This is a genomic window from Pantoea sp. X-Soil-MYKO-1785 (genome assembly GCF_059730675.1).
This window is the reverse complement of record NZ_AP036000.1, coordinates 1,259,146-1,271,071: the sequence shown is the minus strand read 5'-3', so window position 1 is coordinate 1,271,071 and position 11,926 is coordinate 1,259,146. Positions and strand designations below refer to the sequence as shown.

Here is an 11,926-nt window from a genome sequence, read left to right as displayed (position 1 = left end):
GGCTGGCGCTTAACCTGCCCGCCGGTTTTGCCAGTAAAGCCGCAGCGTAATCAACAGCGCGCCCAGCACCATCAGCGCCGCCGCCAGATAAACCGACTGCATTCCCCAGTGGCCAATGAACAATCCGGCGACCGGACCGGTCAGCCCGAGGCCTAAATCAAGAAAGGCGGAATAGGTGCCCAGTGCCGATCCCTGATCCTGACGCTCGACCCGTTTGACCGCCTCAACGCCGAGCGCCGGGAACACCAGCGAGAAGCCGCAGCCGGTGAGAAAGGCACCCGCCCCGACCAGCCACGCGCTGTCGGCCTGCCAGATGATGAGCAGCCCCAGACACTCCAGCAGAAAAGAGAACAGCGAAACCTGCAGCCCGCCAAACTGAGTGATAAAGCGGCCAAAACCGAGGCGCACCAGCACAAAGCCGAGACTAAACACCGACAGCGCGTAGGCCGCACCCTGCCAGTCACGGCTGGCAAAATAGAGGGTAATAAAGGTGGCGATGACGCCGAAACCGATGGTGCCACAGCCGAGCGCCAGGCCATACAGCCAGACGCGGGAGAAGACGCGGTGAAACGGAATTCGTTCGCCAACGCTGACGGTGACCGCCGGTTTGCGGCTGGCCATCAGGTAGCCGCCCAGCCCCATCAGCGCAATCAGTCCGGCAAAGCCGCTCATGCCAAATCCGCTGTTGAGCATCACCCCAAGCGGCGCGCCAATCGCCATGGCCAGATAGGTGGCGACGCCGTTCCACGAGATGACGCGAGCGGTCTGCAACGGGCCAACGATGTTCATCCCCCACAGGGTTGAGCCGGTGCTGCTGAAGCTTTCACCGACGCCGAGAAACAGCCGACCCAGCGCCAGCAGCGCCAGACTCAGCCACGGCCATTCGCTCAGCAGCGCAGCAATAATGGTCAGTACGCCGCTCATGCCGCAGCAGAGTAATCCCAGCATCACCACCCGTTTTGGACCGAGGCGATCGGCCAGCCGGCCCGACTGCGGACGACTGAGTAAGGTGGCAAAATATTGAATGCTGATGATCAGCCCGGCGACAAACGAACTGAACCCGAGGTGATTTTTGACAAAGCCAGGCAGTACCGCCAGCGGTAGTCCAACGGAGAGATAGCAGAAGAAGGTGAAAACAATGACGGAAAGGATACGTTTATTGAGCTGGCTGTTGCTCAATACGGCGACATCAGACATAGCAGGCTTGTAAGGTAGAGGAAATTTTCCCCACTATACCGTCAGGCTGCTAACCGGTCGCCTGATTTTTTATCACAAACCATGAACAACGGCGTGACAATCGATGGCGCGGGCAATCGCGTCTGACGATTTTAACGCGCGGATTTCACTGAATAAACCGTCGGCTTCGCCGTAGGCTTTGCGCAGGTAACCGAGCCACTGTTTAATGCGCGCCACGTGATACAAGCCGGTATCACCCTGCTTTTCCAGGCGGGTATATTTTTGCAGTAATTTCACTACCTCAGGCCAGGCCATCGGCGGTTCGTTATATTTCACTACCCGACTGAGATTGGGGATGTTCAGGGCGCCACGGCCCAGCATCACCGCATCACAACCGGTAATACGCAGACAGTCCTGCGCGCTTTGCCAGTCAAAAATCTCGCCGTTGGCGATCACCGGAATCCGCAGCCGCTGGCGAATATCACCAATCGCCTGCCAGTTGATGGCGTCCGCACGGTAGCCGTCTTCCTTGGTCCGGCCGTGGACCACCAGTTCGCTGGCACCCGCCTGCTGAACCGCGTCGGCAATCTCCAGGCTGCGGGCGCTGGAATCCCAGCCAAGCCGCACTTTCACCGTCACCGGTAACGCTGCCGGAACCGCTGCACGCATTGCTTTAGCACCGCGATAAATCAGATCGGGATCTTTGAGCAGGGTCGCCCCGCCGCCGCTGCCGTTGACCAGCTTTGAGGGACAGCCGCAGTTGAGGTCGACACCCCACGAGCCGAGCTCCACCGCACGAGCGGCGTTCTCTGCTAACCATTCGGGATGCTGCCCCAGCAGCTGCAGACGCACCCGCGTGCCGGAAGGCGTGCGGCTGCCATGATGCAGCTCGGGGCAGAGACGGTAGAAGGATTTTACCGGCAGCAGTTGATCGACCACGCGCAAAAACTCGGTAATGCAGAGATCGTAGTCGTTCACTTCCGATAACAGCTGGCGCACCAGCGAATCAAGCACGCCCTCCATCGGCGCCAGTAAAACCCTCATACTCAGACGTTTCCGGTGCGCTTCGCTGCCGGACGACGCGGACGGGCAGCCGGCCGGTCACCCTGTGGAGCAGGCTGGCTCTGACGACGCGCCTGAGGACGCTTTTCGCCGGATGAACGTGGCGCACCGGCACCTTGTCCACCCTGACCACGACCCCGACCGCCGCCGCCGGCACCGCCACGCGACTGCTGCTGACGACCGTTGATGATCGGCTCAGCTTTAATGCTGGGATCGGGCTCGTAACCGGCAATCGCCAGGCGTGGGATCTCACGCTTCAGCAGACGCTCGATGTCACGCAGCAGTTTATGCTCGTCAACGCAGACCAGCGATAACGCCACACCGGTAGCCGCGGCCCGACCGGTACGACCGATACGGTGGACGTAATCTTCGGCAACGTTAGGCAGCTCGTAGTTCACCACGTGCGGCAGCTCTTCAATATCCAGGCCACGTGCTGCGATGTCGGTGGCAACCAGCACGCGAATGCCGCCGGACTTAAAGTCGGCCAGCGCACGGGTTCGGGCACCCTGACTTTTATTGCCGTGGATAGCGGCGGCGGTGATGCCGTCTTTACCCAGCTGCTCAGCAAGGTGGTTTGCGCCGTGCTTGGTTCGGGTAAAGACCAGCACCTGCTGCCAGTTACCTTCGCCGATCAGCTGCGACAGCAGTTCCCGCTTACGCTTCTTATCCACGAAGTGAACCTGTTGCGCCACCTGCTCTGAGGCGGTGTTGCGACGTGCCACTTCCACCAGCTCCGGATTGGTCAGCAGTTTCTCGGCCAGCCCTTTGATCTCGTCAGAGAAGGTGGCGGAGAACAGCAGGTTCTGACGTTTAGCCGGCAGACGCGCCAGCACGCGACGGATATCGTGGATGAAGCCCATATCAAGCATGCGATCCGCTTCATCCAGCACCAGCACTTCGACCTGAGACAGGTCAACCGCGTTCTGTTGCGCCAGATCCAGCAGACGACCCGGGGTCGCAACCAGAATATCAACGCCGCCGCGCAGTTTAAGCATCTGCGGATTGATGCTGACGCCGCCGAACACCACCAGCGAACGCAGCGGCAGATATTTGCTGTATTCACTGACGTTTTCGCCCACCTGCGCCGCCAGTTCACGGGTCGGGGTGAGGATCAACGCCCGAACCGGACGACGACCGCGCACCGCGCCCGCGTTGGCAGAAAGTTTTTGTAGTAACGGTAAGGTAAAGCCGGCCGTTTTGCCGGTGCCGGTCTGGGCACTCGCCAGCAGATCGCGGCCTGCCAGCACCACAGGAATTGCCTGGCGCTGGATAGGTGTAGGTTCGCTGTAGCCTTGTTCGGCAACAGCGCGCAAAATATCGGCACTCAGGCCGAGAGAGTCAAAAGACATTAAGTGTTTTACTCCGGTCCGCTCTGGCCGTGATTCACGGTGTAGTTTTCAGAGGGATAGTGACGCCAGCTGGGGCTAACGCGTGAAAAGGGCACAAACTACGATGCGTAAGCGGGCGAGTGTAACAGCTTTAACCGCACTGTGCGAGATGGCTCACATTTCCTGACATAACTTATCGCGATGAGAAACAGCAGGACCGGCCTGAAAACAGAGCCATAAACAGGAAGGCCACCTTGCGGTGGCCTTCAACTTAGCTACGTTTTTTCTCGATGCGCCGCGGTGGCTCTTTCGCCAGCAGCGACACCAGCGCCGGACCCAGCAACATCACTACGCCAAGCGAGGCCAGCAGCAGGTTGTTGTGGTATATCCGCGACACCAGGAACAGTGTCATCATGGCTGCGCCAAAGTAGTAAGTGGTGGTCGCTTCTTCAAGATAATCACCGAGAGTCCGTAAACGGGCAATGCGCTGTGTCACCAGCATGGCGATAAACACCAGCGCATAGGTGGCCACCAGCGTGCTGCAGACATCGACCAGTGCTTTATGTTTCCAGCCCCAGATCAGCGCAGCAATCACCAGTAAATGCATCGCAATGTGCATATACGTCTGACCCGTGATGATTTGAATACGATTAGACCATTTCATTCAATTCTCCTGGCAGACCCAACAGGTCGCCCAAGTGCTACCGGCACAAGCCGGAAACGGTTTCCTCAATGTAAAACAATTTTCGGATAACGCCTTAATTATCGCCCTTCCTCACCACCCATTTGTGACAAAGACTACACTTTGATTCTATTGATGATGAAAAGGAGTGCGTCGCGAGTATGCCACAAAACCAGCAAGGATTTTCAATTAAAGTCCTGACGATCAACACACACAAGGGTTTCGCCCCTTTCAATCGCCGCTTCATCCTGCCGGAATTGCGTGACGCAGTACGCGCCACGTCGGCGGATGTGGTATTTCTGCAGGAGGTGATGGGCACCCACGCCATCCATCCCCTGCACCATGAAAACTGGCCTGACTCGCCACACTATGAGTTTCTCGCCGACACCATGTGGAACGATTACGCCTACGGACGCAACGCGGTCTATCCGGAGGGCCACCACGGCAATGCCGTGCTGTCGCGCTTTCCAATCAGCGAATATGAAAACCGGGATATTTCGGTCGCGGGCAGTGAAAACCGCGGCATGCTGCACTGTCAGATCGCCCTGCCCGAGCCCCATGGCACCCTGCATGTGATCTGCGTGCATCTGGGGCTGAAGGAGTCGCATCGCCATGCACAGATGAAAATGCTGTGCGATATGGTCTCTTCGCTGCCGGCCGATGCGCCGGTGGTGGTGGCTGGCGATTTCAACGACTGGCAGCGACGCGCCAACCAGATTTTAAAGCAGGGTGCAGGTTTGAAAGAGGTATTTAGTATGAAAACCGGACGCCCGGCGCGCACTTTCCCGGCGCGCTTTCCGATTCTGCGGCTCGACCGCATCTATGTCCGCAACGCCACGGTCAGTCATCCGTGGACGCTGCCGCGTAAACCCTGGTCGCATCTCTCCGATCATGCGCCGCTGGCGGTGGAGATTCACCTATGAATTTTCACTGGCAAGAAGGTAACAAGCTACGCCTGCTGGAAAATGGCGAAGAGTTTTTCCCGCGGGTCTTCGGGGCGATTCAGCGCGCTGAACGCACCGTGCTGCTGGAAACGTTCATTCTGTTTGAAGATGAGGTCGGTAACGCCCTGCATCGCGAACTGCTGGCTGCGGCGCAGCGCGGCGTGCGGGTAGAGGTGATGGTCGACGGCTACGGCTCGCCCGATCTCTCCGATAAGTTCGTCAACAGCCTGACCGGCGCCGGGGTGCGCTTCATCTATTACGATCCGCGCCCGCTGGTGATGGGAATGCGCACCAACGTGTTCCGCCGCCTGCATCGTAAAACCGTGGTGGTAGATGATGTGGTCGCCTTCGTTGGTGGGATCAACTTCTCGGCTGAACACAACAGTGACTATGGCCCGGAAGCCAAGCAGGATTATGCGGTGCAGGTTAAAGGCCCGGTGGTCGGTGATATTGCCCGCTATCTGCAACAGGCGATCGGCAGCGAACAGGCTACCCGCCGCTGGTGGGGATCGCGCTCTCATCGCCCGGCGGTTAACGCCACGCCGGGCGACGCTCAGGTGCTGTATGTCTATCGCGATAACGACGACCACCGTGACGACATCGAAATGCACTATCTGGAGATGCTGCGCGAGGCCAAACGGGATGTGATTATCGCCAACGCCTACTTCTTCCCCGGCTACCGGCTGCTGCGTGAAATGCGCAATGCGGCCCAGCGCGGGGTGCGCGTCCGGCTGATTGTGCAGGGCGAACCCGATATGCCGATTGTTAAAGTCGGGGCCGAACTGCTCTACAACTATCTGGTCGATGCCGGGGTGGAGGTCTACGAATATTGCCGTCGTCCGCTGCACGGCAAGGTGGCGGTGAAGGACGATCACTGGGCGACCGTCGGCTCCAGTAATCTCGATCCGCTTAGCCTGTCGCTTAACCTCGAAGCCAACCTGATTATTCATGATCGCCAGTTTAACCAGACCCTGCGCGACAACCTGGAAGCGTTGCTGGCCAAGGATTGCCAGCGGGTGCAGGACGACCGCCTGCCGCCGCGTAACTGGTGGCAACTGAGTAAGAGTGTGGTGGTGTTCCACTTCCTGCGCCACTTTCCGGCCATCGCGGGCTGGTTACCTGCCCACACGCCGCTGCTGGCGCAGGTCGATCCGCCGGTTCAGCCGGAAATGGAGACGCAAGATCGCGTTGAAGCCGATAACGAAGGAGCGAAACCCTGATGGCGAAAAAGCATCCACGCTGGCAACTGGCGAAAAAAATCCTCACCGTGCTGTTCTTCATTGCGGTCATTGTGCTGCTGGTGGTCTATGCGCGTAAGGTGAACTGGGAAGATGTCTATGAGGTGATCGTCAACTACAACCGGTTTGTGGTGCTGACCGCCGCCGCTCTGGTGGTGATCAGTTATCTGGTGTATGGCTGTTACGATTTGATTGGCCGGGCCTACTGCGGCCACAAGCTGGCGAAACGTCAGGTGATGCTGGTGTCATTTATCTGTTACGCCTTCAACCTGACGCTGAGTACCTGGGTCGGCGGCGTGGCGATGCGTTACCGGCTCTATTCACGCTTAGGGCTCGACAGCGGCACCATCACCCGCATCTTTTCGCTGAGTATTGCCACCAACTGGCTGGGTTACATCCTGCTGGCTGGCGTGGTATTCAGCGCGGGCATGGTGTCGATCCCCAGCGGCTGGTTTATTGGTGAAACCACCCTGCGGCTGATTGGCGTGCTGTTGCTGGTGCTGGTGGCGGTCTACCTGTGGTCATGCGCCTTCTCAAAACGTCGCCGCTGGACGGTGAAAGGCCAGACGCTACAGCTGCCTTCGCTGCGCATGGCGCTGTTTCAGTTTGCCGTTTCCTGCGCTAACTGGATGGTAATGGGGGCGATTATCTGGCTGTTGCTGGGGCGCGACGTCGGCTATCCGATGGTGCTGGGGGTATTGCTGATCAGCAGTATCGCCGGGGTGATTATTCATATTCCGGCCGGGATTGGGGTGCTGGAAGCGGTGTTCCTCGCGTTGCTCAGCGGTCAGCATACGTCACATGGTGCCATTATTGCCGCCCTGCTGGCCTATCGCGTGCTCTACTTTATTTTACCGCTGCTGCTGGCGCTGGTGCTCTATCTGGTACTGGAGAGTCGGGCTAAACATCTGCGGCATAAAAACGAGCAGAAGCTTCAGAAGTCCCAGTGAAATGAAACAGGGAGAGGCGCAACCTGAGCGCCTTTCCCTGCTTTCAGAGATAATCTTAACGACGGTTGCCGAAAATCCGCAGCAGCATCAGGAACAGGTTAATGAAGTCCAGATAGAGGGTTAATGCCCCCATAATCGAGTAACGACGCAGGTTCTCTGTGTCGCGCGCATCAATCTGCTCACCAATATTCTTCAGCTTCTGGGTGTCATACGCGGTTAAGCCGACAAACACCACTACACCGATATAGGTAATTGCCCACATCAGCGCCGGGCTTTTCAGCCAGAAATTGACCAGCGACGCCAGCACGATGCCGATCAGCGCCATAAACAGCAGGCTGCCAAAGCGGCTCAGGTCACGTTTGGTGGTGTAGCCATAAAAGCTCATCGCCCCAAACATACTGGCGGTGACGAAGAAGGTGCTGGCGATCGACGAATAGGTGTAGACCAGAAAAATACTCGCCATGGTGACGCCGGTCAGCGCCGAATAGAGCATAAACAACCCGGTGGCAACCGCGCCGCTCAGGCGATGTACCATGCCGGAGAGGAAGAAAACCAGCGCCAGCTGCGCGATAATCAGCCCGAAGAAGGTGATACGGTTAGCAAACACCAGCTCCATTACCGCCGGGGTCCGCGCGGCAAACCAGGAGACAAACGCTGTCAGTAACAGACCGCAGGTCATCCAGCCATACACCTGGGACATATAGGCTTGCAGCCCACGTGACGCAGGTTGAACAATTGAGTCATTTTGTGGATATCGGTCCATGATGCACCTCTTGTTGAACGGATTAGGACGCGCTCCGCGTACGGAGCCTGACTAAGTGTGGCACAGCCCGACTCAACTGCGCCACAACATCACCGCTAACGACGCGACAGACACTGCTGATAGCGGCTATCGACCCGCTGAGCGAACCAGGCGGTGGTCAGATTGCGGGTAATTTTCGGGCTTTCCAGCTTGATGCCCGGCAGCATTTCACGCGGCAGTCGGCGACCGGCCATTTTATCGGCCAGGGTAAACACCTGCCGCCACAGCGTGCTGTCGCTGAACTCCGCCTTCTCCCCTTTCTCAAGGTCGCGGCGGATCTCGCTGTCACTCATATCAATCTGCTTCGCCAGGGTGCGTACCGCCAGCTCGGTGCTGCCCGCCTTCTCGCTGCCGTACAGGATCAGATCGCCATCCAGCGTCAGCTTCATGCCGGTCGCCCGCGCCACTGCCGCCTGGAATGCGGCATTACGACTGGCATACCAGCCGGCGTTGAAGTCGGCAAAACGGTAAAGCGGCTGGCTATAATCGGCCGGATAGCCCAGCAGATGCAGGGTACCGAAGTAGATCCCGCCGTGGCGGGTAAAGACCTCGCGACGGATCGAGCCATCAATCGGCCACGGATAGCCTTTGGCATGCGCTTCCGCAAAAGCGATGCTGACCTGCATCGGCCCGCCGGTATGGACCGGATTAAGATTGCCAAATAGCGTCTGTCCCATCGGCACCATATTGATGAAATCATCAAAAATGTCGCTCAGATCCTTCTCGCTGCGCACCTTATCCAGACGGGCGGCGTAGCTCTCGCCGTTCGATGATTTAATCAGCAGCGCGGTTCGTACCAAAAACGCCGGCACGTGTACCTTCGCTGCCCGGCGGTCGATCTCGGCCCAGGCAATTTTAGGCAGGCCCGGCACGCTGGCTTCGGCGCTAAAATTGGTCTCCTGATCCGCCACCGCAATCACCGCACACAGGTTGCTGGTGCTGGGGTCAAGCTGCTGAGTGCGAAAAGAGGTATAGATGTCGTCAGCCCAGTCGGCTTTATTGCTGACGTGGGCCGGCAACAGCCGCTGGATTTGCGCTTTAACATCGGCGGGCTGCCGGACCGGTGCCTCGGGGGTTTTCTTGCTGCTACAACCTGCCAGCACCAGCGCGGCGACCAGCGTCAGACGTTGCAGACTTGGGGTAAATGACATACCTGTCCTCGAAATCAATCAAAGCTCTACTCTACCATTGCCACCCTTTTACCGGCAGGTCTGATTTTCTGAACTAAGGTTACCTTTTTTACCGTTAAAGGAATTTACGATGTTAAAGCTCTGGCCAGTCGCGGCGCTCAGCCTGCTGTTAGCGGGATGCGGTGCCAATAACTCCCCTGCAAAAGTACAGTCGCCGGGTGCCCCTGCCTCTTCGTCACTCAAACTGCTGGAAACCGGCGCTGAGGTGATGCAGTCCCGCCCTCCGATTGACGCCATCAATACCTATCTCGATGGGTTCCATTTTTATAACGGCGATCAGAACGGTCAGATGGAGGCGCACCACTATGTGACGGTGCTGAATGAGGATGTGATGCAGGCGGTGATTTATGACGGCAATACCCGCGACGCGCGCCTGATGGGCGTGGAGTACATTATCAGCGAGCGGCTGTATAAAACCCTGCCGCCGGAAGAGAAGAAGCTGTGGCACAGCCATCAGTATGAAGTGAAATCAGGCACGCTGATCGCGCCCGGCTTACCGGAGGCCGCCGATCACGCGCTGATGAAGCGCATCGTCAATACTTACGGCAAGACCTGGCACACCTGGCATACCGATCGCGACAAGACCCTGCCAATCGGCATTCCGGCGCTGATGATGGGCTTTACCGCTGACGGGCAGATGGATTCGCGCCTGCTGGCCGATCGCGACCGGCGTTTTGATGTCGACAGCAAAAAAATTCGCGCCCAGCGGGCAGATATCGTGGCGCATCCGGCCGAACCGGGGGCCAATGCCTGGCAACAGGGCGAGGTGATTCAGCTGCAGCGCACCCACGGCGGCGGTGAACACAGCCACGGCCAGACCCATTTCGGCCCGGCCGAGCAGTTAAAACAGCCTTAATCCCAGCGTTGCGCCGCCTGGTGATCGCTGTCGCGGGCATCGACCCAGCGATCGCCGTCGGCGGTCGCTTCGCGCTTCCAGAACGGCGCGCGGGTTTTCAGGTAATCCATAATGAACTCCGCGGCAGAGAACGCGCTGCCGCGGTGTGCGCTGGTGACGCCCACCAGCACAATTTCATCACCGGGAAACAGCTCGCCGGTGCGGTGGATCACCGTGACGCGCTGCAGCGGCCAGCGCTGGCGGGCGGCATCAACAATCTCCTGCAACGCTTTTTCGGTCATGCCGGGATAGTGTTCCAGCGTCAGTGCCGCGACGTGCGCGCCGAGGTTGTGGTTGCGGACTTTGCCGGTAAAGGTGACCACCGCGCCATCTTCGTCACAGGCGGCCAGCCAGCGATACGCTTCGGCCATATCAAACGGCGCCGGACCAACACGAATCTGCGTCTCCATTTTAGCCTCCGGTCACTGGCGGGAAAAACGCCACTTCATCGCCGTCGCGCAGCGGATGACTCATCGGCACCAGCGTCTGATTGACCGCCGCCAGCAGCTTGCCGGACTCAAGCGCTAACGCCCAGCGATCGCCCTGCCCGGCCAGCGCAGCACGCAGCGCGGCCACATCCGGATAGGCGGTAGCGATCTCCAGCGAGGCGCTGCCGACCAGTTCACGCACCTGGGCAAAAAACAGCACCTTAATCATCGGACACCGCCTGAAAATCACCGCTTTTGCCACCGCTTTTGCTGATTAAGCGCAACTGGTCAATGACGATATCTTTCTGTACCGCTTTGCACATGTCGTAGATGGTCAGGGCCGCCACCGAGGCCGCCGTCAGCGCTTCCATCTCAACGCCGGTTTTGCCGGTCAGACGGCACAGCGAGGTGATGCGTACCCGATTGTGTTCCGGCTCGGCCAGCAAATTCACTTCCACTTTGCTCAGCATCAGCGGATGGCAGAGTGGGATCAGTTCCCAGGTCCGTTTAGCGGCCTGGATACCGGCAATGCGCGCCGTGGCGAACACATCGCCTTTGTGGTGACTGCCCTCGATGATCATCTGCAGCGTGTCAGGCTGCATCAGCACCAGCACCTCCGCCCGCGCTTCGCGTACGGTTTCCGCTTTGGCGGAGACATCCACCATATGCGCTTCGCCAGCAGCATTAATGTGTGTGAGTTGCGACATACTTACCGTTTCTTCAGATGTGAGACAAAGTTGCAGGGACGGGTGCGCGCATCCAGCTGATCGGCAATAATCCGCTCCCAGGCGCTGCGGCAGGCATTGGTGGAGCCCGGCACCGCAAAAATTAAGGTCTGGTTCGCCATTCCGGCGATGGCGCGCGACTGCAAGGTCGAGCCGCCAATCTCCTCATAGGAGATCATCCGGAACAGTTCGCCAAAGCCGGCGATTTCACGATCAAACAGCGGCAGCAGGGCTTCCGGCGTGCTGTTTTTCAGGTTAAATCCGGTGCCGCCGTTAATGATCACCACCTGCACGTCCTCGCTGGCGATCCAGCGCGATACGGTGGCGCGAATGCGGTAGAGATTATCCGGCACGATGGCGTGATCGACCACCTCATGACCCGCCTCAAGGGCGGCACCGCGCAGATAGTCGCCCGATGTATCCTCGCTGGCCTCGCGGCGATCTGACACGGTCATCACCGCAATCTGTAACGCCTGAAATTCGCTGACTGGTTTGCCCATAACGCC

The 11,926-nt window shown here is 58.7% G+C and carries 14 protein-coding genes; 4 read left to right on the top strand and 10 right to left on the bottom strand.

What is annotated here, in order from left to right; all coding sequences use genetic code 11:
* Positions 1–9: 9 nt before the first annotated feature.
* The 4 genes from AC6I8D_RS05940 to AC6I8D_RS05925 all read right to left on the bottom strand — a co-directional run bounded on the left by AC6I8D_RS05940 (position 10) and on the right by AC6I8D_RS05925 (position 4,230).
* Complete coding sequence (locus tag AC6I8D_RS05940; protein WP_312052918.1) at positions 10–1,197, bottom strand: MFS transporter; 1,188 nt, start codon at positions 1,195–1,197, stop codon at positions 10–12.
* A 72-nt stretch (positions 1,198–1,269) separates the two neighbouring features.
* Positions 1,270–2,220 (bottom strand): tRNA dihydrouridine(16) synthase DusC, encoded by a 951-nt coding sequence (dusC, locus tag AC6I8D_RS05935; RefSeq protein WP_312052920.1) that lies wholly within the window; start codon positions 2,218–2,220, stop codon positions 1,270–1,272.
* Positions 2,221–2,222: 2 nt separating this feature from the next.
* A complete protein-coding gene (gene rhlE / locus AC6I8D_RS05930; protein ID WP_069728057.1) occupies positions 2,223–3,587 on the bottom strand; it encodes an ATP-dependent RNA helicase RhlE in 1,365 nt (454 codons plus the stop codon).
* 250 nt (positions 3,588–3,837) lie between these two features.
* Positions 3,838–4,230 carry a YbhQ family protein gene (locus tag AC6I8D_RS05925; protein ID WP_497819783.1) on the bottom strand — a complete coding sequence of 131 codons (393 nt, stop codon included), beginning with the start codon at positions 4,228–4,230 and terminating at the stop codon, positions 3,838–3,840.
* A 179-nt stretch (positions 4,231–4,409) separates the two neighbouring features.
* Here AC6I8D_RS05925 and AC6I8D_RS05920 point away from each other — a divergent pair, with 179 nt between their 5' ends.
* The 3 genes from AC6I8D_RS05920 to AC6I8D_RS05910 are packed head-to-tail and all read left to right on the top strand — an operon-like array spanning position 4,410 to position 7,380.
* Entirely contained in the window at positions 4,410–5,171 is a 762-nt protein-coding gene (locus tag AC6I8D_RS05920) for an endonuclease/exonuclease/phosphatase family protein (protein WP_031377420.1), read from the top strand.
* A complete protein-coding gene (gene clsB / locus AC6I8D_RS05915) occupies positions 5,168–6,412 on the top strand; it encodes a cardiolipin synthase ClsB (protein WP_312052925.1) in 1,245 nt (414 codons plus the stop codon). The genes AC6I8D_RS05920 and clsB overlap by 4 nt, the downstream gene beginning before the upstream one ends.
* The gene (locus AC6I8D_RS05910; protein ID WP_312052927.1) at positions 6,412–7,380 is read left to right on the top strand and encodes a lysylphosphatidylglycerol synthase domain-containing protein; all 969 of its coding nucleotides are present in this window, start codon (positions 6,412–6,414) and stop codon (positions 7,378–7,380) included. Before clsB ends, AC6I8D_RS05910 begins: the two co-directional genes overlap by 1 nt.
* 55 nt (positions 7,381–7,435) lie before the next feature.
* Here the strand turns inward: AC6I8D_RS05910 and AC6I8D_RS05905 are convergent, their stop codons facing one another.
* Complete coding sequence (locus AC6I8D_RS05905) at positions 7,436–8,143, bottom strand: Bax inhibitor-1/YccA family protein (RefSeq protein WP_497819782.1); 708 nt, start codon at positions 8,141–8,143, stop codon at positions 7,436–7,438.
* 95 nt (positions 8,144–8,238) lie between these two features.
* Entirely contained in the window at positions 8,239–9,333 is a 1,095-nt protein-coding gene (locus AC6I8D_RS05900; RefSeq protein ID WP_312756343.1) for a DUF1615 domain-containing protein, read from the bottom strand.
* 109 nt (positions 9,334–9,442) lie between these two features.
* On the opposite strand from AC6I8D_RS05900, the gene AC6I8D_RS05895 reads away from it, so the two are divergent.
* Positions 9,443–10,228: an OBAP family protein gene (locus AC6I8D_RS05895; RefSeq protein WP_312052931.1), complete on the top strand. Its 786-nt coding sequence runs from the start codon at positions 9,443–9,445 to the stop codon at positions 10,226–10,228.
* Here AC6I8D_RS05895 and moaE read toward each other — a convergent pair.
* From moaE to moaB, 4 genes are read right to left on the bottom strand one after another with little or no spacing between them, the layout of a single operon-like run.
* On the bottom strand, positions 10,225–10,677 hold the full coding sequence (gene moaE / locus AC6I8D_RS05890; RefSeq protein WP_497819781.1) for a molybdopterin synthase catalytic subunit MoaE: 453 nt from the start codon (positions 10,675–10,677) through the stop codon (positions 10,225–10,227). The two genes, AC6I8D_RS05895 and moaE, sit on opposite strands and share 4 nt — an antisense overlap.
* 1 nt (position 10,678) lies before the next feature.
* The gene (gene moaD, locus AC6I8D_RS05885) at positions 10,679–10,924 is read right to left on the bottom strand and encodes a molybdopterin synthase sulfur carrier subunit (protein WP_031377426.1); all 246 of its coding nucleotides are present in this window, start codon (positions 10,922–10,924) and stop codon (positions 10,679–10,681) included.
* On the bottom strand, positions 10,917–11,402 hold the full coding sequence (gene moaC, locus AC6I8D_RS05880; RefSeq protein WP_031377427.1) for a cyclic pyranopterin monophosphate synthase MoaC: 486 nt from the start codon (positions 11,400–11,402) through the stop codon (positions 10,917–10,919). The genes moaD and moaC overlap by 8 nt, the downstream gene beginning before the upstream one ends.
* Positions 11,403–11,404: 2 nt before the next feature.
* On the bottom strand, positions 11,405–11,920 hold the full coding sequence (gene moaB, locus AC6I8D_RS05875; protein WP_312052938.1) for a molybdenum cofactor biosynthesis protein B: 516 nt from the start codon (positions 11,918–11,920) through the stop codon (positions 11,405–11,407).
* Between the last annotated feature and the right edge of the window lie 6 nt (positions 11,921–11,926).

Coding starts and splice junctions, on each gene's coding strand:
- AC6I8D_RS05940 (WP_312052918.1), bottom strand. CDS start 1,197: ATGTCTGATGTCGCCGTATTGAGCAACAGCCAGCTCAATAAACGTATC.
- dusC (WP_312052920.1), bottom strand. CDS start 2,220: ATGAGGGTTTTACTGGCGCCGATGGAGGGCGTGCTTGATTCGCTGGTG.
- rhlE (WP_069728057.1), bottom strand. CDS start 3,587: ATGTCTTTTGACTCTCTCGGCCTGAGTGCCGATATTTTGCGCGCTGTT.
- AC6I8D_RS05925 (WP_497819783.1), bottom strand. CDS start 4,230: ATGAAATGGTCTAATCGTATTCAAATCATCACGGGTCAGACGTATATG.
- AC6I8D_RS05920 (WP_031377420.1), top strand. CDS start 4,410: ATGCCACAAAACCAGCAAGGATTTTCAATTAAAGTCCTGACGATCAAC.
- clsB (WP_312052925.1), top strand. CDS start 5,168: ATGAATTTTCACTGGCAAGAAGGTAACAAGCTACGCCTGCTGGAAAAT.
- AC6I8D_RS05910 (WP_312052927.1), top strand. CDS start 6,412: ATGGCGAAAAAGCATCCACGCTGGCAACTGGCGAAAAAAATCCTCACC.
- AC6I8D_RS05905 (WP_497819782.1), bottom strand. CDS start 8,143: ATGGACCGATATCCACAAAATGACTCAATTGTTCAACCTGCGTCACGT.
- AC6I8D_RS05900 (WP_312756343.1), bottom strand. CDS start 9,333: ATGTCATTTACCCCAAGTCTGCAACGTCTGACGCTGGTCGCCGCGCTG.
- AC6I8D_RS05895 (WP_312052931.1), top strand. CDS start 9,443: ATGTTAAAGCTCTGGCCAGTCGCGGCGCTCAGCCTGCTGTTAGCGGGA.
- moaE (WP_497819781.1), bottom strand. CDS start 10,677: ATGGAGACGCAGATTCGTGTTGGTCCGGCGCCGTTTGATATGGCCGAA.
- moaD (WP_031377426.1), bottom strand. CDS start 10,924: ATGATTAAGGTGCTGTTTTTTGCCCAGGTGCGTGAACTGGTCGGCAGC.
- moaC (WP_031377427.1), bottom strand. CDS start 11,402: ATGTCGCAACTCACACACATTAATGCTGCTGGCGAAGCGCATATGGTG.
- moaB (WP_312052938.1), bottom strand. CDS start 11,920: ATGGGCAAACCAGTCAGCGAATTTCAGGCGTTACAGATTGCGGTGATG.